The organism is Paracoccus ravus (assembly GCF_004522175.1).
Classification (GTDB): Bacteria; Pseudomonadota; Alphaproteobacteria; order Rhodobacterales; family Rhodobacteraceae; genus Paracoccus; species Paracoccus ravus.
The window spans coordinates 175,668-193,757 of sequence record NZ_SDEB01000002.1; the positions used below are offsets into that span (position 1 = coordinate 175,668).

The window sequence follows — 18,090 nt, forward strand, 5'->3', positions numbered from 1 at the left end:
GGATCTCTCAATTCGAACCGTCGAGGCGCAGCGCGCCAATATCGGGCGGGGTGGACAGGTTGATCCCCGGACCAAGATCGGAGCCGGGATCGGGAACAGGTGCAGGCGTCTCGGACGGCATCGGCGGCCCGGTCCCGGCATCAGGCGGCGCGGGCATGGCGGGCGCGGGCGCTGCTGGCTCGGGCGTGGCGGGCTGGGGCATGGCGGCTGGCTCGGGCTTGGCGGGCGGGGATGAGGGCAGGTCAAGCGGCGCGGCGGTGTCGCGCGTCGCGGTTTGGAGCTCACTGGCCTCGATCTCTCGCCCGTCCGACGCAACCGGCTCGGCCGGGGAACGCTCCTGGCCCGCCCCGCCCGTTTCCGGGACGAGATCCGCAGGGGCAGGCGTCAATGGCCGTTCCGTCGCGACAGGCTCGCGCGGCATGGCGGCAGGGCTCTCGGCGTTCGTCTCGGGCGCGGGTGTCGTGCTGGCGAGGGGCGCTGCGGGCGCGTCTTTCGGGGGCGGTTCAAGGGGCATCCCCAGCGACAGCGCGATCAGCGCCGCGCCGCTGACCAGCACGCCGTGAAACAGTCCCGCAGAAAATCCCTTCGCCATCCGCGATACGTCCTCTCCGCCCCGGTTTTTATTCCCGCGGGGTTGACCCCCCTGCCGGCTTTGCACCATCTATAGCCGCAGATTTTCCGGGGTTCACCCCCCAATGCAAGGCCCGGCCATGATCCTGCTCATCGACAATTACGACAGCTTCACATGGAACCTTGTCCACTACATGGGCGAGGCAGGTGCGGATGTCCGGGTCTGGCGAAACGACGCGCTGACGGTGGATGAGGCGCTTGGCATGGGCGCAGAGGGCATCCTGATCTCGCCCGGACCCTGCGATCCGGCGCAGGCGGGGATCATCGTCCCGCTGATCAAGGCCGCGGCCGAGCGTGGCCTGCCTCTGTTTGGCGTCTGCCTTGGCCATCAGGCCATTGGCGAGGCATTCGGCGGCAAAGTCGTGCGCGCATCTCGCATCGTGCATGGCAAGACCGACGCGATCAGCCATGACGGCACCGGGGTCTTTACCGGCCTGCCCTCGCCCCTGACCGCGACGCGCTACCATTCGCTGACCGTCGAGCCCGAAAGCCTGCCCGATTGCCTGCGCGTCACCGCGACCGCGCCCGACGGCACGATCATGGGGCTGATGCACAAGACCCTGCCAATCGAGGGCGTGCAGTTCCACCCCGAGAGCATCGCCTCGGAACATGGCCATGACATGATCCGCAACTTCCTGCGGCGCTGCGCGAATCTGGAGACGGCCGCATGAGCACGCCCTCCGATATCCGCCCGCTGATCGGGGTCGCCGCCGAGCGCCCGCTGACCGGCGAAGAGGCCGAGGCCGCCTTTTCCGCGCTTTTCGAGGGCGCGGCCACCCCCGCCCAGATCGGCGGCCTCCTGATGGCCATGCGCGTGCGCGGCGAGACGGTCGAGGAAATCGCCGCCGCCACCCGCGCCATGCGCGCCCGAATGAACCGCATCAAGGCCCCGGACGATGCCATCGACATCGTCGGCACTGGCGGCGACGGCAAGGGCACGCTGAACATCTCGACCGCGACGGCCTTTGTCGTGGCGGGCGCGGGCGTGCCGGTCGCCAAGCATGGCAATCGCAACCTCTCGTCCAAGTCGGGTTCGGCGGATGCGATGACCCATCTTGGCCTGAACGTCATGGTCACGCCCGAAATGGCCGAGGCGGCTTTGGCCGAGACCGGCATCTGCTTCATGATGGCCCCGATGCACCACCCGGCGATGCGCCATGTCGGCCCGGCGCGGACCGAGCTTGGCACCCGCACCATCTTCAACCTGCTGGGCCCGATGACCAATCCCGGCTCGGTCCGGCGTCAACTGACCGGGACCTTCGACCGGGTCTGGAACCGCCCCATGGCCGAGACCCTGCGCGAGCTTGGCAGCGATCTGGCATGGCTGGTGCATGGCTCGGACGGCACGGATGAGATCTCGATCGCCGGGCCAAGCTGGGTCGCGCAATTGAAAGACGGCGAGGTCACCGAGTTCGAAATCTCGCCCGAGGATGCCGGTCTGCCCGAGCATCCCTTTGACGCGATCCTTGGTGGTGATCCGGCCCAGAACGCAGCCGCGATGCGCGGCCTGCTCGCAGGCGATAGCGGCGCTTACCGCGATGCGGTGCTGCTGAACTCGGCGGCGGCGCTTTTGATCGCGGGCAAGGCCACAGATCTGCGCGAGGGGGCCGAGATGGCCCGCGAGTCGATCGACAGCGGCAAGGCGGCCGCCAAGCTCGCCGCCCTCGCCAAGCATGTCGGCGCGCCCGAGGCATGAGCCTGCCGCAACATTGGGCCGATCTGCCCTTCTTCCGCGAGGATTGGCCAGACATCTCGGCGCGTCTCGATGGTCAGGACTGGCTGCCGGGGCGCGAGCGGGTCTTTGCCGCTTTGGACCTGACGCCCCCTGCTGCCGCGCGCGTGGTGATCCTCGGTCAGGACCCCTATCCGACGCCGGGACATGCCAATGGCCTCGCCTTTTCGGTGACGCCTGAAACCGCGCTGCCGCGCTCGCTGAAGAACATTTATACCGAGATGCACGACGACCTTGGCCTTGCCCCGCAAAATGGCGATCTCAGCCATTGGGCGCGGCAGGGCGTGCTGCTGCTCAATACCTCGCTTTCCGTTCTGCCCGGTCAGGCCGGGGTGCATGCCAAATGGGGCTGGGAAAAGCTCGCCCGTCAGGCCGTTGTGCGCGCGCAGACCGAGCGTCCCTTGGCCTTCATCCTCTGGGGGGCGCATGCCCAGAAGGCGCTGGCGGGCCTGCCCCGCCCGCAGGATCTGGTGATCGAGACCGCCCATCCCTCGCCGCTTTCGGCCCGTCGCGGCTTTTTCGGCTCGCGCCCCTTCAGCCGCGTCAATGACTGGCTGGCGGCGCGCGGCGATGCCCCAATCGAATGGGCCCTTTCAGAAACAGCCGACGCGAGGTAGAAACGCGCATGGATATCCTCGACCGCATCAAAGCCTATAAGCTTCAGGAAATTGCCGCCGCCAAGGCCGCCCGCCCGCTGGCCGAGGTCGAGACTGCCGCCCGCGAGGCCTCGGCCCCGCGCGGTTTTGCTCGCGCGCTAACGGAGAAAGCCGCGACCGGCCATGCCCTGATCGCCGAGATCAAGAAGGCCAGCCCCTCGAAGGGCCTGATCCGCCCCGATTTCGACCCGCCCGCCTTGGCCCGTGCCTATCAGGCCGGGGGGGCCGCCTGCCTATCGGTCCTGACCGATGGCCCGAGCTTCCAGGGTGCGCCGAAATTCCTGACCGCCGCCCGCGCCGCCTGCGACCTGCCCGCCTTGCGCAAGGATTTCCTCTACGACACATATCAGGTCGCCGAGGCCCGCGCCTGGGGCGCCGATTGCATCCTGATCATCATGGCCTCGGTCGATGACGCGCTGGCCGCCGAACTTGAAGACGCCGCCTTCCACTGGGGCATGGACGCCCTGATCGAGGTCCATGACGAGGCCGAGATGGAGCGCGCTTTGCGCCTGAAATCGCCGCTGATCGGGGTCAATAACCGCAATCTCAAGACCTTCGAGATCAGCATCGAGACCACGCTGCGCCTCGCGCCGATGGTGCCGCCGGAACGCGATCTGGTCTGCGAAAGCGGCCTCTTCACGCCCGAGGACCTGAACCGCATGGGCGATGCCGGAATCCGCCGTTTCCTGATCGGCGAGAGCCTGATGCGGCAGGACGATGTGACCGGCGCGACCCGCAACATCCTGGGCCTCGCGGCATGAGCCTCACGCATTTCGACGCCCAGGGTCAGGCCCATATGGTCGATGTCTCGGAGAAACCCGAGACCGCCCGCGAAGCCGTGGCCGAGGGCGTCGTGATCATGTCCCCCGAGACGCTGGCACTCGCCCAAGGCGGCGCGGCCAAGGGCGACGTCATGGGCGTCGCGCGTCTGGCAGGCATCATGGGGGCCAAGCGCACCGCGGACCTGATCCCGCTTTGCCATCCGCTGCCGATCACCAAGGTCGCGGTCGAGCTTGCCGCCGACGAGAGCTTGCCCGGCATCCGCGTCACCGCCACCGTCAAGACCGCCGGCAAGACCGGGGTCGAGATGGAGGCCCTGACCGCCGTCACCACCGCCTGCCTGACCGTCTATGACATGCTCAAGGCGGCGCAGAAGGACATGCGGATCGAGGGCATCCGACTGCTCTCAAAGACCGGCGGCAAATCGGGCGAATTCCGCGCCCCCTGAACATCCCCAAGACTATGGCGAAAGGGTTTTCCATGATCAGCGTCGATGAAGCCCGCGCCCTTGTCCTTGCGCTCGCCAACCCGCCCGAGACCGAGGAAATCCCGGTCGAATTGGCGCTTGGCCGGGCCTTGACCGCTCCGGTCATCGCGCGGCTGACCCAGCCGCCTTTCGACGCCTCGGCGATGGATGGCTATGCCATGCGCTCTGCCGATGTCCCCGGACCGCTGGCGGTGATCGGCACCTCTGCCGCAGGTGTGCCCTACGCGGGTGAAACACCTCCCGACTCGGCCATCCGCATCTTTACCGGCGCAGAGGTCCCTGCGGGCTATGACCGCGTGGTGATGCAGGAACATGTCACCCGCGAGGGCGATCAGATCACCGTCACCACCCAATCGACCAATCTCAATATCCGCAGCCGGGGCAATGACTTCGCCCTCGGCGGCGCGTTCCAGCCGCAGCGGGGCCTGCGCGCCTCGGATCTTGCCCTGATCGCCGCGATGAACGTGCCCCGCGTGACCGTGGCCCGCCGCCCAAGGGTGGCCGTGCTGGCGGGCGGAGACGAGCTGGTCCGCCCCGGCACGCAGCCCGGCCCGGGCCAGATCGTCAGCTCCAACGATATCGCCATCGCCGCCCTTGCCCGCGAGGCCGGGGCCGAGGCGGTGATCCTGCCGCTGGCCCGCGACACCGAGGAAAGCCTGCGCGCCCGCTTCGCCGAGGCCGAAGGCGTCGACCTGATCGTCACCATCGGCGGCGCCTCGGTCGGGGATCACGACCTGATCGCCAAGGTCTCTGAGGGTCTCGGCATGGCGCGCAGCTTCTACAAGCTGGCGATGCGCCCGGGAAAACCGCTGATGGCGGGCCGGATGGGCCGAAGCGCGATGCTGGGCCTGCCGGGCAACCCGGTCTCGGCCATCGTCTGCGCGAAGCTCTTCATGCAGCCGCTGATCCGCGCCATGCAGGGCCTGCCGCCCGGCCCCGATCCGGCCCGCGCGACGCTGGCCCGCGATCTGCCCCCCGAGGGCGACCGCCAGCATTATCTGCGCGCGCGGCTGCAACCGGGCACCTCGCTTCCGGCGATCGAGCCTTTCGAGGATCAGGACAGCGCGCGGCTCTGGATTCTGGCCGAGGCCGATGCGCTTCTGCTGCGTCCGGCGGGTGATCCCGCGCGAAAAGCGGGCGCGCAAATGGAGTATATCGCCCTCTGATCCCGCCGCAATTAACCGCTTCTTTACGCGAATCGGCATAGTGATTGACGCAAGGGATTGATCGCTCTAGAACATTCAAGGAACATCACGCCATTCGCGGCAGAGCAGGAAAAGTCGATGCTGACCAGAAAGCAAATCCAGCTGCTTGAATTCATTCAGGCGCGCATGGCGCGCGACGGCGTGCCTCCGTCCTTCGACGAGATGAAGCTGGCGCTGGATCTGCGGTCGAAATCGGGCATTCACCGCCTTGTGACCGCGCTCGAGGAACGTGGCTTCATCAGGCGCCTGCCCCATCGCGCCCGCGCGCTGGAAATCCTGCGCCTTCCCGACAATCTCAGCAAGGGCGCGGGTTTTCTTCCAAAGGTGATCGCGGGGGGAAGCCCGGATCGGCCCGCAGCGCCACCGCGGGGCGCGCTGGAGGTGGCTGTCTCGGCGATCGAACTGCCGGTGATGGGCCGCATTGCCGCCGGCGTCCCGATCGAGGCGATCTCCGAAGTCTCGCATCACATCGCGGTGCCCAGCACCATGCTCAGCGCGCAGGACCATCACTATGCGCTTGAGGTCAAAGGCGATTCCATGATCGAGGCGGGGATCAATGACGGTGACGTCGTGGTCATCCGCGAAACCACGACCGCCGAGAATGGCGACATCGTGGTGGCCCTTGTCGAGGGTTTCGAGGCGACACTGAAACGCTACCGCCGCAAGGGCAGAATGATCGCGCTGGAGGCCGCCAACTCGGCCTATGAAACCCGCGTCCTTCCCGAGGACAAGGTCAGCGTGCAGGGCCGCCTCGTCGGCTTGATCCGAAGCTATTGAAGGCCCGGCAGGTCGCCGGATGCGCGTCGCATTTCGGCGCGTCCGAGACCCGGTGCAGCGTTGCGGCTGCGCCACGGCTGCGATAGTCATAGGCGCAAACCGACAGGCCTTAAGGAAAGTTCATGCGCCTCCTGACGCTTCGCATCATCGCCCTCGTCATGGCGTTCGCTTTGCCCGCGCACGCCTTCGACACCAATGCCCGCGCCGCCTGGGTCTATGATGTCGCGACGGGCACGGTTCTCATGGAAAAGAATGCCGACGAGCCGCTGCCCCCGGCCTCGATGTCCAAGCTGATGACGGTCTATATGCTGTTCGAAGCCGTGCATGAGGGCCGTGTCACCCTGGACACCCGACTGCCCGTCTCGACCAAGGCCCGCCAGATGCAGGGCTCGACCATGTTTCTTGACGAGCAGGACCGCCCCACCGTCGCCGATCTGATCAAGGGCATCATCGTTTTGTCCGGCAACGACGCCTGCGTGGTCGTGGCCGAGGGGCTGGCTGGCACCGAGGACGCCTTTGCCCGCCAGATGAACGAGCGCGCCAAGATGCTCGGCATGACCCATTCGCATTTCGCCAATGCCTCGGGCTGGCCCCATCCCGAGCATCGCATGTCGATGCGCGACCTCGGCGTTCTGGCGCAACATCTGATCAAGGACTTTCCTGAACTCTACCGGAATTTCGCGGTCGAGGAGTTCCGCTTTGACAATCGCGCGCCGGCGAACCGGCACAATCGCAACCCGCTTCTGGCGCTGGGGATTGGTGCCGATGGGCTGAAGACCGGTCACACCCAGGAGGCCGGATATGGGCTGGTCGGTTCGGCCGTACAGGGCGACCGCCGCGTGATCTTTGTCATCACCGGCCTCTCCAGTGAGCGCGCCCGTGCCGAAGAGGCCGAGCGCATCGTCAACTGGGCCTATCGCCAATTCACCATGCGCACCATCGTACCCAAGGGCGAAATCGTCGCCCAGGCCCCGGTCTGGCTGGGCGATCAGGGCAAGGTCGGCCTGACCACCGAGGATGGCGTCAAGGTGCTGCTGCCCGCTGGCTCGCAATCCGGCGTGACCGCCGAGGCCGTGTTCAACGGCCCGATCGAAGCCCCCATCACCAAAGGCGACAAGCTCGGCGAATTGCTGGTCGACATCCCCGGCGCGGGACTGTCGCGTCTGCCCTTGCTCGCCGCCGACGATGTCGGCCGGGCCGGTGTCTTTGGCCGGTTGCAGAACGCGGCATCGCGGCTGAGCCAGCACGCGATCCAGGCCGTCAGCAACTGAACCGACCCGGCGATGTTCATCAGCTTCGAAGGGATCGACGGCTCGGGCAAATCCACGCAATGCCGTCGCCTGGCCGAAACCCTGCGCCAGCGCGGTGCAGTCGTGACACTGACGCGCGAGCCGGGCGGCAGCGAAGGGGCCGAGCAGATCCGCAAGCTTCTGGTCGAGGGCGGCGGCGAGCGCTGGTCCCCCGAGACCGAGCTTCTGCTGTTCATGGCCGCGCGGCGTGACCATGTCGAGCGCCTGATCGAACCCGCTCTGGCGCGCGGCGAGACGGTCATTTCGGACCGCTTCGCCGATTCCTCGCGCGTTTACCAGGGCCTGGTCCGGGCCGAGAACCGCAAGCTGGTCGAAGAATTGCATCGCCTGGTGATCGGGATCGAGCCGGACCTTACCTTTGTCATCGACACCGATCCGTCGACCGCACGGGCCCGTGGCGAGGCGCGCGGCGGGAATGAGGACCGCTTCGAAAGCCTGGGGCTTGCGTTTCAGCAAGATCTTCGCGCGGGATTTCTTGCTCTGGCCAGGGAGTTTCCGCAGAGAATCCGGGTGATCGATGGCGGCGGCACGCAGGACGACGTGGCTGCCCGCGTCCTCGCCGCCTTGCCATGAGCGACGAGCCCCTCCCCGAACCCGACCGGGCACCCGGCGCGCCGCATCCGCGCGACGCACTGGGGGTCGAGGGCCAGGCTCAGGCCGTGACGGATTTCCTGTCCGCGGCGCGCGCGGGCCGGTTGCATCACGCTTGGCTCCTGACCGGTCCGCGCGGCACAGGCAAGGCGACGATGGCCTGGGCCATGGCGAAATGGCTCTTGGCGGGCGGCACGCCGGACAGTCTCTGGACCGATCCCGAAACCCCGGTCGCTCGGCGCATCCGGGCCCTTTCCGAGCCGCGCCTGCAACTCGTGCGGCGTCCCCTGGACGAAAAATCCGGTCGGCTCCGGGCCGAGATCACCGTGGATGAAATCCGCAAGCTGCAATCATTCTTCCATATGTCTGCCTCGGAGGGTGGGCACCGTGTTGCCATTATCGACGCGGCGGACGAAATGAATCCGGCTGCGGCCAATGCGCTCTTGAAGCAGCTCGAGGAACCGCCGAAGGATGCCGTTCTGATCCTCGTCGCGCATCAGCCCGGACGGCTTTTGCCCACGATCCGGTCGCGCTGCCGCGAGCTACGCCTGCATCCGCTTGCCCCGTCAGACATGGCCTCGATCCTTGAGCAGATGGCGATCGGGGAGGATGCCGAACGGCTGTCCGCACTTGCCGGTGGCTCGGCCGGAGAGGCCATTCGCCTCGCAAGCCAAGGCGGGGTCGAACTCTATCAGAAGATCATCCGCCTCTTTGCCGATTACCCCGAGATCGACCGCCGCGCCGCTGCTGGCATCTCCGAAGTCGCCGCCGCCCGCCCCAGCGCCGAGGGAGATCCTTTCGACCTTGTCGTGACGCTTCTCGACCGTTTTCTGACCCGCGCCGCCCGCACCGGGCTCTTGGGTGCCCCTCTGCCCGAGGCGGCCGAGGGCGAGGCCGAACTGCTGACCCGGCTTTCGCCCGATCAAAGGGCCGCGCAGATCTGGGCGGCAGCGCAAGCCGAACTTTCGGCGCGGGCACGCGCGGGCCGGGCGGTCAATCTTGACCCTTCCGCTCTGGTGATGGATATGCTGATCGGGCTTGCGAACCAGCAAGTAACCTGACCTGCCTGAAAAACGGGGAGCCTGCCTGATGACCGAAACCGCTCTCCCCGAGCTTGTCGATAGCCATTGCCATCTGGATTTCGCCGATTTCGACGGCCAGCAGGCCGAATTGATCGCGCGCGCCAATGCGGTGGGCGTGCGCCGCATGGTCACGATCTGCACCCGGCTCAGGAACGAGCCCGAAGTGCGCGCCCTGGCCGAGGCGCATGAGGGCGTCTTCTACGCCGCCGGGACCCATCCGATGTATGCCGCCGAGGAACCCCTGATCACGGTCGAGGAACTGGTGCTACTCGCCCGCCATCCGAAATTCGTCGGCATTGGCGAGACGGGCCTCGACTATCACTACACCGCCGAAAGCGCCGCCATTCAGGCCGAAAGCCTGCGCATCCATATCGAGGCCGCGCGCCGCACCGGCCTGCCGCTGATCATCCATTCCCGCGATGCCGATGCCGACATGGCCCGCATCCTGACCGAAGAGCATCGCGTAGGTTCCTTTGGCTGCGTCATGCATTGCTACACGAGCGGGCCGGAACTGGCGCAGACCGCGCTGGATCTGGGCTTTTACCTGTCGCTTTCCGGCATCGCGGCCTTCCCGCGCTCGACCGAGATCCGCGAGATCTTTGCCGCCGCGCCCAAGGACCGCATTCTGGTCGAGACCGACGCGCCCTATCTCGCACCCCCGCCCCATCGCGGCAAGCGCAACGAGCCCGCCTATGTCGCCCATACCGCCCGCATCTGCGCCGAGGCGTTCGGCATGACCGAGGCCGAGTTCCGCGCCCAGACCACGGCGAATTTCGACCGGCTCTTCGCGAAAGCCGCCGCATGATCCGAGCGGTGATCCTTGGTTGCGGCTCATCGGGTGGGGTGCCGCGCCTTGGAAACCGCTGGGGCGAATGCGACCCCCAGAACCCCAAGAACCGCCGCCGCCGCTGCGCGCTGCTGCTAGAGCGCAAGGGACCTCTGGGCATGACCCGCGTGCTGATCGATACCGGGCCAGACCTTGTGCCGCAGCTTCTGGATGCAGGTGTCGGCGAATTGGACGCGGTCGTCTATACCCATGCCCATGCCGATCATATCCACGGCATCGATGACCTGCGCCAGATCGTCTATAACATGGACCGGATGATGGAGCTTCATGCCGATCCGGCCACCGCACAGGCCCTGCGCGGCCGCTTCGGCTATGTGTTCGAGACGCCAGAGGGGTCCTCTTATCCGCCGATCTGCCGCATGAACCTGATCGACGGCCCGATCCATGTGCATGGAGAAGGCGGCGCGATCGACCTGCTGCCCTTCGAGGTCGATCACGGCGACACCAAGGCCTTAGGTTTTCGCATTCCCGGCGACCATGGCGGACTCGTCTATCTACCCGATGTCAAGGACATCCCCGAGGCGGCATGGCCCGCGATCATGGGGGCCGAGATCTTCATCTGCGACGGGCTGCGCCGCAAGCCGCATCCGAGCCATGCCCATCTCGACCTCGCACTGGACTGGATCGCGCAATCCGGTGCCGTGCGGGGCGTGATCACCAACATGCATATCGACCTCGATTACGACGATGTCATGGGTGAGACGCCCGACAATGTCATTCCTGCCCATGACGGATTGGTGCTGACCTTCAGATGAAAATCCTTTTCGACGTCATTCTTCCGGTCTTCATCATCATCGGTTTCGGCTATCTGGTCGCCTGGCGAAAGATGTTCACCGAGGTCGCTGTCGACGGGCTGATGCGCTTTGCCCAGAACTTCGCCGTGCCGGTGCTTCTGTTTACCAATGTGGCGCGGCTCGACCTGTCCAAGGACGTGAATATCGGCATGTGGGTCGCCTTCTATGCCGGTGCGTTCCTGTCCTATTTCATCGGCTGGGGGATCGCGCGCAGCTATCTCAAGCGCAGTCCTGAGGATGCCGTGGCGATCGGCTTCTGCTGCCTCTTCTCGAATTCGCTGCTGCTCGGCATCCCGATCATGGAGCGCGCCTATGGCCACGAGGCCTTGGCCGGAAACGTCGCGATCATCGCGATCCACTCGCCGCTGCTCTATACCTTCGGCATCACCATGATGGAGGTCACCCGCGCCAAGGGCCAAAGCCTGCGCATCGGCCAGATCGCCATGCGGGCGCTGCGTGGGGTGCTGCATACGCCGCTGATCCTCGGCATCCTAAGCGGCGCGGTGATGAACGCGCTGCTCTCGGCGGGGCTCGTCTTGCCCGAGGGCTTCTGGGCCGCCGCCGACATGATGGCGCGCGCCGCCCTGCCTGCGGCGCTGTTCGGCCTTGGCGGCGTTCTCTACCGCTACCGCCCCGAGGGCGACAGCACCGCCATCGCGCTGTGCTGCCTCTGCTCGCTGGTGATCCACCCGGTCACGACCTACGCCTTGGGGCTTTTCTTCAAGCTGCCGACCGAGGCGATGCGTTCCGCCGTCATCACCGCCAGCATGGCTCCGGGGGTGAACGCCTATCTCTTCGCCGCGATCTACAATTCGGCCAAGCGGGTCGCAGCCTCGACGGTGCTGGTCTCGACCGCGCTCTCGATGCTGACGATCTGGTTCTGGATCTCGGTCCTGCCGTAAGGGGGCCTGCCCTGACGGCGGGGGCCCGCCATGAAAACGCCGCCCGGAAGGGCCGCGGGTTCAGGGCCGGGGTGTAAGCCGCTCAATGCGGCGTGACGCCCCGCAGCCGCTCCGAGCGACGCCGCAGCATCTCGACCACCGTCAGAAGTGCCACCGAGAAGATCACCAAGAGCGTCGCTACCGCAAGGATTGCCGGTGAAATCTGCTCGCGAATGCCGTTCCACATCTGGCGCGGGATGGTCTGCTGATCGGGACCGGCAATGAACAGCACCGCCACCACCTCGTCAAAGGACGTGACAAAGGCGAACAGCGCCCCCGAGATCACGCCCGGCAGGATCAGCGGCATGATGATGCGGAAAAACGTGGTTCTCGGATTCGCCCCAAGGCTCGCCGCCGCTCGCGCCAGCGATTGGTCAAAGCCCACCAGCGTCGCCGTCACCGTGATGATCACGAAGGGAATCCCCAAAGTGGCATGGGCAAGGATCACGCCCAGATAGGTCCCGGCCAGCCGTCCGCATTGCGGATTCAGCCCGATCCAGGTCAGCGGCTCGCAGGGATTCGAGTAGAAGAAGAACATCCCCGTCGCGGTGATAATGATCGGCACGATCATCGGCGAGATCAGGATCGCCATGATCGCACGACGATAGGGCATCTCGGGACGCGACAGGCCAAGCGCCGCCAGCGTGCCCAGCACCGTCGCGACGATGGTCGCGAAAAAGCCCACGATCAGCGAGCTTTTCGCGGCCTGCACCCATTTCGCATTCTGCCAGACATCCGCCCACCAGCTCAGATCGCGCGGGGCCTCGGGTTTGGCCATGCCGAAAGTCAGCAGGCTGTCATACCACCGCATCGAATAGCCCGACGCGTCAAAGGACAGCATCTTGTCGGTGAAGGTGAAATAGGGCTCAACGTTAAAGCTCAGCGGGATCACCACCACGATCGGCGCGATCAGGAAGAAAAAGATCGCCGCGCAGATCACCAGATAGGTGTAATGCCAGAGCCGCTCCAGCTTCGTCGCATAGGTTGGAAGCGCCATGTCGATTACCCCAGTTTCAGATTGTCGATGCCGACAAGGCGGTCATAGACCCAGTAAAGCGCCAGCACGCCCAGCAGAAGCAGCGCGGCCAGCGCCGCCGCCAGCGACCAGTTCAGCGTCTGCGTCATATGCATCGCGATCATGTTGGAAATCAGCTGCCCCGAAGAGCCACCGACCAAAGCGGGCGTGATGTAATAGCCGACCGCGAGGATGAACACGAGCAGCGCCCCCGCCCCCAGCCCCGGCAGGGTCTGCGGGAAATAGATCCGTCGGAAGGCGGTCCAACTCGTCGCGCCCAAGGACCGCGCCGCCCGGACATAGGACGGGTTGATCGTCCGCATCACGGAGTAAAGCGGCAGGATCATGAAGGGCAGCAGGATATGCGTCATGGCGATGATCGTGCCGGTCTGGTTGAAGATCATCTGCAGCCGCTGATCGTCGCGGATCACGCCAAGCCAGACCAGAATGTCATTCACCACGCCCTGCTGCTGCAAAAGCACCATCCAGGCCGTCGTCCGCACCAGAAGCGAGGTCCAGAAGGGCAAAAGCACAAGGATCATCAGCAGGTTCGACTTGCGCATCGGCAAGGTCGCCAAGAGATGCGCGATCGGAAAGCCCAAAAGGAACGTCGTGCAGGTGATCACCGCCGAAAGCCAGAAGGTCCGCATGAACAGCCTGATATAGATGCGCTGCTCTTCGGGGGCCTGCACCATGTTGCCCTCGGCGTCGCGGGTCCGGTCCATCGCCGCGAGGTAGAAATTGCCGGTATAGGGCGAGGAGGCCTCTCGCATCACCGACCAGAGCTTGGGATCGCCCCATTTCTCGTCCAGCGCCAGCACCGCCTCGCGATAGGGCGGCGCGAGCCCGTCCCGGACCTTGCGCCCCGCCGAGGTGAAAAGCGAGCGCGTCCCCGCCATCTCGTAATTGATCCGCGTGCCGACGACACCGATGGTCTTGGCCTCGGCCGAGGCCTTCAGATCGGCGGCCAGCGCGCCCCAGGCCACCTCATCGGGTTCGGTACCGCGCGGATTGGCGTGAAACCATGCGCTGATCTGCGGCATATTCGCGGAAAAGCCGTCATTCTTGACCGAGCGCTGCAGCATCTGTCCGATCGGCAGGACGAAGGTGATCAGGATAAAGGCCAGCAGCGGCAGAACCAGCAAAAAGGCCCGGCGTCGCGCGCGGCGCGAACTGCGCGCAAGGGCGCGGGCAAGCGGCTGTCCATCCGCGGTCTTCAAAGCGCCCTCGGGGGCAAGGCCAGAGGCCTCGGTCACGATGGCGGCATGGGGGTCAAGGGCTTGGGCCATCTGATCCTTCAACGTCTTCGGTCGTCAGAAACGCGCCGCCACCCGGACGAGCGGCGGCGCAGGCACTCAGCTGGCCGCGAGCCAGGCATTGAACTTCTCGGTCAGCTCGGCGGCGTGATCGGCCCAGAACTCCGGGTCATCCATGACGGCGGTCTTCATGTGATCCGCGACGGTCGGCATATGCGGCGCCATCTCGGTCTTGCCGTCCTGATACATGCCCACCAGCGCGGTCGAGCTTTTCCGGGCGGGACCATAGGCGATGTATTTGGCCTGATCGGCCAGACGCTGGGTGTCGGTGGCGAATTTCAGATATTCCATCGCCGCCTCGGGGTTGGGCGCGCCCTTGGGAATGGCGAACATGTCCATGTCCATGTATTGCCCGTCCCAGATGATCTCGAAAGGCTTGCCCTCGCCGACCATGGCATCGAAGAAACGGCCATTATAGCCGGTCGCCATCACCACTTCGCCATCGGCCAGAAGCTGGACGGGCTGGGCGCCAGCCTCCCACCAGACGACATCCTTCTTGATCGTGTCGAGCTTCTTGAAGGCCTGCTCGATGCCCTCGGGGCTCGAGAGTTTCTCATAGATCTGGTCGGGCGCGACGCCATCCGCGATCAGCGCAAGGTAAAGCGTGCGCTTGGGGTTCTTGGGCAGGCCGCGCTTGCCGGGGAATTTCGCGGTATCGAAGAAATCCGCCGCGGTCGAAGGCTTTTCGCCGGAATATTTGCTGCCGTCGAAGGCAATGACCGTGCCCCAGAAGATATTCGCGACCGCGCAATCCTGCAGCGCACCATCAAGGAAATCCTCGGCTGCGGGCGTGCCATCGGGGGCTGCGGGCAGCGAGGCCGGGTCGATCTCAACCAGAGCGCCCTCGTCGCAAAGCCGGATCGCGTCCGAGACCTCGATGTCGAAAACGTCGCCGGTGACGTTCTTGGCCTCGACCTGCGCCTTGAGCGGCGTGGCCGGGTTGTCGGCGGCGATCATGTTCACCTTGATGCCAGTCTTTTCGGCGAAGGGCTTGTTATAGGCCTCGACCTGCGATTTCTCGTATGCGCCGCCCCAGGAGACGACATTGACCTCGGCCGCCTGCGCCGCGAAGGCCAGACCGCAAAGCGCCGAGGATAGAATCAGTATTCTCTTCATCGCGTTGTTAACTCCCTATTGGCATCTTCGGCACATTGGCCGCTGGTTTCTTGGCGCTTTCGCGCAGAATTTGGCCGCGGCGGGAATGCCGCCGCGGCCCCAAACTCAGCTTGCGAGCCAAGCGGCGAAACGCTCGTTCAGCTCGGCATCGTGATCGACCCAGAAATCGAGATCCGATCCCAGCGCGTTCGTCATGTTGTCGGCAAAGGTCGGCAGGTTCGGCCCCATCGGGACCTCGGTGCCGTTGATCTTGCCGACCAGCGCGGCCGCCGATTTGCGCGGCGGGCCATAGCTGATGAACTCGGCGGCACGGGCCTGCGGCTCGGGCGAGGTCGAGAAGGCGACGAATTCCTTGGCCGCTTCCATATTCGGCGCGCCTTTCGGGATCACCCAGCCTTCCATCTCATAGATCTGGCCGTCCCAGACGATCTTGAAGGGCTTGCCCTCGCCTTGCGCGGCGTTGAAGATCCGGCCGTTGAAGGCATAGGCCATGCTGACCTCGCCATCGGCCAGAAGCTGGGGCGGCTGTGCGCCTGCTTCCCACCAGATCACGTCATTCTTGATCGAATCGAGCTTCTTGAAGGCGCGGTCCACGCCCTCGGGCGTGCCGAGAACCTGATAGACCTCGGCCGCCGGGACGCCATCGGCCATCAGCGCGAATTCGAGGTTGAATTTCGCGCCCTTGCGCATGGTGCGCTTGCCGGGGAACTTGGCGGTATCGAAGAAATCCGCCGGGCCCATGGGCTTGGCGTCAGTGAATTTCGTGTCGTCATAGGCAAGGATCATCGAATAGACATCGGTGCCGACGAAGCAATCGGTCACCGCGCCCGCGATGAAGTCATCCGAGGCCGCAGTGCCATCGGCCGCCGGGGCCAGCATCGACGCGTCGATTTCCTCGAGCAGGCCCTCGTCGCAGAGCCGGACCGCATCGGCATATTCGACCGAGGCCACGTCGGTCGTGACATTCCCGGCCTCGACCTGCGCCTTGATCGGCGTTGCCGGGTTATCGGCATCGGCGACCTTGACCTTGATACCGGTCTTGGCCTCGAAGGGCTTGGCATAGGCCTCGACATGGCTGTTGCCATAGGCGCCGCCCCAGCTCAGCAGGTTCACCTCTTTGTCCTGCGCATGGACGCCCGTGGCGATTGCCACCAGCGCCGAAGTCAGGATGAGCGTCCGTTTCATGTAGTGCTCCCTCAGGTTGGACTTGAAATGGATTGCGAAAAATCAGACCGGATCCAGCGCGCGGGCATCCTCGGGATGCCAGCCGATGCGGATCGTCTCGCCGGGGGACAGTTTCACCTGGCCAAGCGTATTGCGGTATTTCATCACGAAATCGTCCTGCCCCGCGACCTTGAGGCGGGCGCGCAGGATGTCTCCCATATAGATCACGTCGCGCACCTCGGCTTCCAGCGTATGCGCGCCAGCGGGCATCAGATCGGGCTTGAACTCGATCCGCTCGGGCCGGATCGAGACGGTGGTGGGCTTTCCGGCCTCGCGGATATTGACGGGAGTGGCGTCGATCAACTCGCCATTGCCCAGACGCACCAGGGCCTTGCCGCCGTCAAGCTGCTCGATCTTGCCGCGCAGCGCGTTGTTCTCGCCGATGAAACCGGCAACAAAGCTGTTCTCGGGTTTTTCGTAAAGCACCGGCGGCGGCGCAAGTTGCTGGATGCGCCCATCATTGAAGACCGCGATGCGGTCCGACATGGTCAATGCCTCGCTCTGGTCATGGGTGACATAGACGACGGTGATCCCCAGTCGGTCATGCAAGGCCTTGATTTCGTATTGCATATGCTCGCGCAGCTGCTTGTCGAGCGCACCCAGCGGCTCATCCATCAGGACCAGTTCCGGGTCAAAGACCAGCGCCCGCGCCAAAGCGATACGCTGCTGCTGGCCACCCGAAAGCTGGGCCGGGCGTCGGTTGGCGAATTTCGCCATCTGCACCATGTCCAGGGCGCGGGCGATTCGGGTATTGCGTTCGGCCGAGCTCATGCCGCGCACTTCCAGCGGAAAGGACAGGTTCTCGCCCACCGTCATATGCGGAAACAAGGCATAGCTTTGAAACACCATGCCGATGCCCCGCTTATGCGGAGGCACGTCATTGATGTTCTTGCCACCCAAGCGGATCTCGCCATGGGTCGCGGTCTCGAAACCGGCAAGCATCATCAGGCAGGTTGTCTTTCCGGAACCCGAGGGCCCGAGCATGGTCAGGAATTCGCCCTTGCCAATGGAAAGATCCAGATCCTTTACCACAAGGGTCTGACCATCATAGCTTTTCTGCACATGATCGAAGACGACGAACGCGTCGTTACCGGCTGCGACTGCCAAATGCGGGACTCCCTGTTTTCGTGGTTTTTGTTTTCCGCAAACCGAGCCTATGCGGCGGCGCGTTGGTATGGCAACTGGCATGTGCAGATCTTGTGCAGCACGCCCGCGCTGCCCCCAAATCGGGCAGATGCTTTGCTGCTGCGGCGCGCTTCGCATCAACCGCGGATGCGCTTGTGCGGCCAAGTGCCTCACGAAACTGCCGTTTTCTCGCGATTTTCGCTGTCCACAACGCGCCGTTTCGTGCCCAAGCCCGCGCAATTGGAAAGCCCCGGACCGGACTGCCCCGCTGCCGGACGCAATCGTGCCATAATTATGTCGCAAACGCGGATGAAGGGCTAAAAAACCGAAAGCCGCGCAACCCGTCCGGGGCTGCGCGGCTTTCTGTACTTTGGTGCGGTCGAGAAGACTCGAACTTCCACTCCGGTTAGGGAACAGCGACCTCAACGCTGCGCGTCTACCAATTCCGCCACGACCGCATCT

At 65.1% G+C, this 18,090-nt stretch carries 19 protein-coding genes and 1 tRNA gene; 13 read left to right on the plus strand and 7 right to left on the minus strand.

Annotated elements, in window-relative coordinates; genetic code table 11:
• Window positions 1-7: 7 nt before the first annotated feature.
• The gene (locus ESZ60_RS02735; protein WP_134678872.1) at window positions 8-592 is read right to left on the minus strand and encodes a hypothetical protein; all 585 of its coding nucleotides are present in this window, start codon (window positions 590-592) and stop codon (window positions 8-10) included.
• A 118-nt stretch (window positions 593-710) separates the two neighbouring features.
• Between ESZ60_RS02735 and ESZ60_RS02740 the strand changes: the two genes are divergently transcribed.
• The 13 genes from ESZ60_RS02740 (at window position 711) to ESZ60_RS02800 (ending at window position 11,793) form a co-directional block, all read left to right on the plus strand.
• On the plus strand, window positions 711-1,301 hold the full coding sequence (locus tag ESZ60_RS02740; RefSeq protein ID WP_134678873.1) for an anthranilate synthase component II: 591 nt from the start codon (window positions 711-713) through the stop codon (window positions 1,299-1,301).
• A complete protein-coding gene (gene trpD / locus ESZ60_RS02745; RefSeq protein ID WP_134678874.1) occupies window positions 1,298-2,326 on the plus strand; it encodes an anthranilate phosphoribosyltransferase in 1,029 nt (342 codons plus the stop codon). The genes ESZ60_RS02740 and trpD overlap by 4 nt, the downstream gene beginning before the upstream one ends.
• Window positions 2,323-2,979 (plus strand): uracil-DNA glycosylase, encoded by a 657-nt coding sequence (locus tag ESZ60_RS02750; RefSeq protein WP_134678875.1) that lies wholly within the window; start codon window positions 2,323-2,325, stop codon window positions 2,977-2,979. The genes trpD and ESZ60_RS02750 overlap by 4 nt, the downstream gene beginning before the upstream one ends.
• A gap of 8 nt (window positions 2,980-2,987) precedes the next feature.
• Complete coding sequence (trpC, locus tag ESZ60_RS02755) at window positions 2,988-3,779, plus strand: indole-3-glycerol phosphate synthase TrpC (RefSeq protein WP_134678876.1); 792 nt, start codon at window positions 2,988-2,990, stop codon at window positions 3,777-3,779.
• Window positions 3,776-4,246, plus strand: a complete 471-nt coding sequence (gene moaC / locus ESZ60_RS02760) for a cyclic pyranopterin monophosphate synthase MoaC (RefSeq protein WP_134678877.1) — start codon at window positions 3,776-3,778, stop codon at window positions 4,244-4,246. Before trpC ends, moaC begins: the two co-directional genes overlap by 4 nt.
• 32 nt (window positions 4,247-4,278) lie before the next feature.
• On the plus strand, window positions 4,279-5,451 hold the full coding sequence (locus ESZ60_RS02765) for a molybdopterin molybdotransferase MoeA (protein WP_134678878.1): 1,173 nt from the start codon (window positions 4,279-4,281) through the stop codon (window positions 5,449-5,451).
• Between the two features lie 117 nt (window positions 5,452-5,568).
• Window positions 5,569-6,267 carry a transcriptional repressor LexA gene (gene lexA / locus ESZ60_RS02770; protein WP_134678879.1) on the plus strand — a complete coding sequence of 233 codons (699 nt, stop codon included), beginning with the start codon at window positions 5,569-5,571 and terminating at the stop codon, window positions 6,265-6,267.
• 122 nt (window positions 6,268-6,389) lie between these two features.
• Complete coding sequence (locus ESZ60_RS02775; RefSeq protein ID WP_134678880.1) at window positions 6,390-7,538, plus strand: D-alanyl-D-alanine carboxypeptidase family protein; 1,149 nt, start codon at window positions 6,390-6,392, stop codon at window positions 7,536-7,538.
• Window positions 7,539-7,550: 12 nt separating this feature from the next.
• Entirely contained in the window at window positions 7,551-8,150 is a 600-nt protein-coding gene (tmk, locus tag ESZ60_RS02780) for a dTMP kinase (RefSeq protein WP_134678881.1), read from the plus strand.
• Complete coding sequence (locus ESZ60_RS02785; protein ID WP_134678882.1) at window positions 8,147-9,229, plus strand: DNA polymerase III subunit delta'; 1,083 nt, start codon at window positions 8,147-8,149, stop codon at window positions 9,227-9,229. The genes tmk and ESZ60_RS02785 overlap by 4 nt, the downstream gene beginning before the upstream one ends.
• Window positions 9,230-9,257: 28 nt before the next feature.
• Window positions 9,258-10,055: a TatD family hydrolase gene (locus ESZ60_RS02790; RefSeq protein ID WP_134678883.1), complete on the plus strand. Its 798-nt coding sequence runs from the start codon at window positions 9,258-9,260 to the stop codon at window positions 10,053-10,055.
• Complete coding sequence (locus ESZ60_RS02795; RefSeq protein WP_134678884.1) at window positions 10,052-10,852, plus strand: MBL fold metallo-hydrolase; 801 nt, start codon at window positions 10,052-10,054, stop codon at window positions 10,850-10,852. The genes ESZ60_RS02790 and ESZ60_RS02795 overlap by 4 nt, the downstream gene beginning before the upstream one ends.
• Window positions 10,849-11,793, plus strand: coding sequence for an AEC family transporter (locus tag ESZ60_RS02800; protein WP_134678885.1), 945 nt, complete (start codon window positions 10,849-10,851; stop codon window positions 11,791-11,793). The genes ESZ60_RS02795 and ESZ60_RS02800 overlap by 4 nt, the downstream gene beginning before the upstream one ends.
• Window positions 11,794-11,875: 82 nt before the next feature.
• Here the strand turns inward: ESZ60_RS02800 and ESZ60_RS02805 are convergent, their stop codons facing one another.
• The 6 genes from ESZ60_RS02805 to ESZ60_RS02830 form a co-directional block, all read right to left on the minus strand.
• Complete coding sequence (locus ESZ60_RS02805; RefSeq protein ID WP_134678886.1) at window positions 11,876-12,829, minus strand: ABC transporter permease; 954 nt, start codon at window positions 12,827-12,829, stop codon at window positions 11,876-11,878.
• A 5-nt stretch (window positions 12,830-12,834) separates the two neighbouring features.
• Complete coding sequence (locus tag ESZ60_RS02810; RefSeq protein ID WP_134678887.1) at window positions 12,835-14,136, minus strand: ABC transporter permease; 1,302 nt, start codon at window positions 14,134-14,136, stop codon at window positions 12,835-12,837.
• Window positions 14,137-14,202: 66 nt separating this feature from the next.
• Window positions 14,203-15,279, minus strand: coding sequence for an ABC transporter substrate-binding protein (locus ESZ60_RS02815; protein ID WP_134678888.1), 1,077 nt, complete (start codon window positions 15,277-15,279; stop codon window positions 14,203-14,205).
• 105 nt (window positions 15,280-15,384) lie between these two features.
• Window positions 15,385-16,464 (minus strand): ABC transporter substrate-binding protein, encoded by a 1,080-nt coding sequence (locus ESZ60_RS02820; RefSeq protein ID WP_134678889.1) that lies wholly within the window; start codon window positions 16,462-16,464, stop codon window positions 15,385-15,387.
• Window positions 16,465-16,506: 42 nt separating this feature from the next.
• Window positions 16,507-17,610: an ABC transporter ATP-binding protein gene (locus tag ESZ60_RS02825; RefSeq protein ID WP_134678890.1), complete on the minus strand. Its 1,104-nt coding sequence runs from the start codon at window positions 17,608-17,610 to the stop codon at window positions 16,507-16,509.
• A 389-nt stretch (window positions 17,611-17,999) separates the two neighbouring features.
• A tRNA-Leu gene (locus tag ESZ60_RS02830) sits at window positions 18,000-18,086 on the minus strand.
• Window positions 18,087-18,090: the final 4 nt, after the last annotated feature.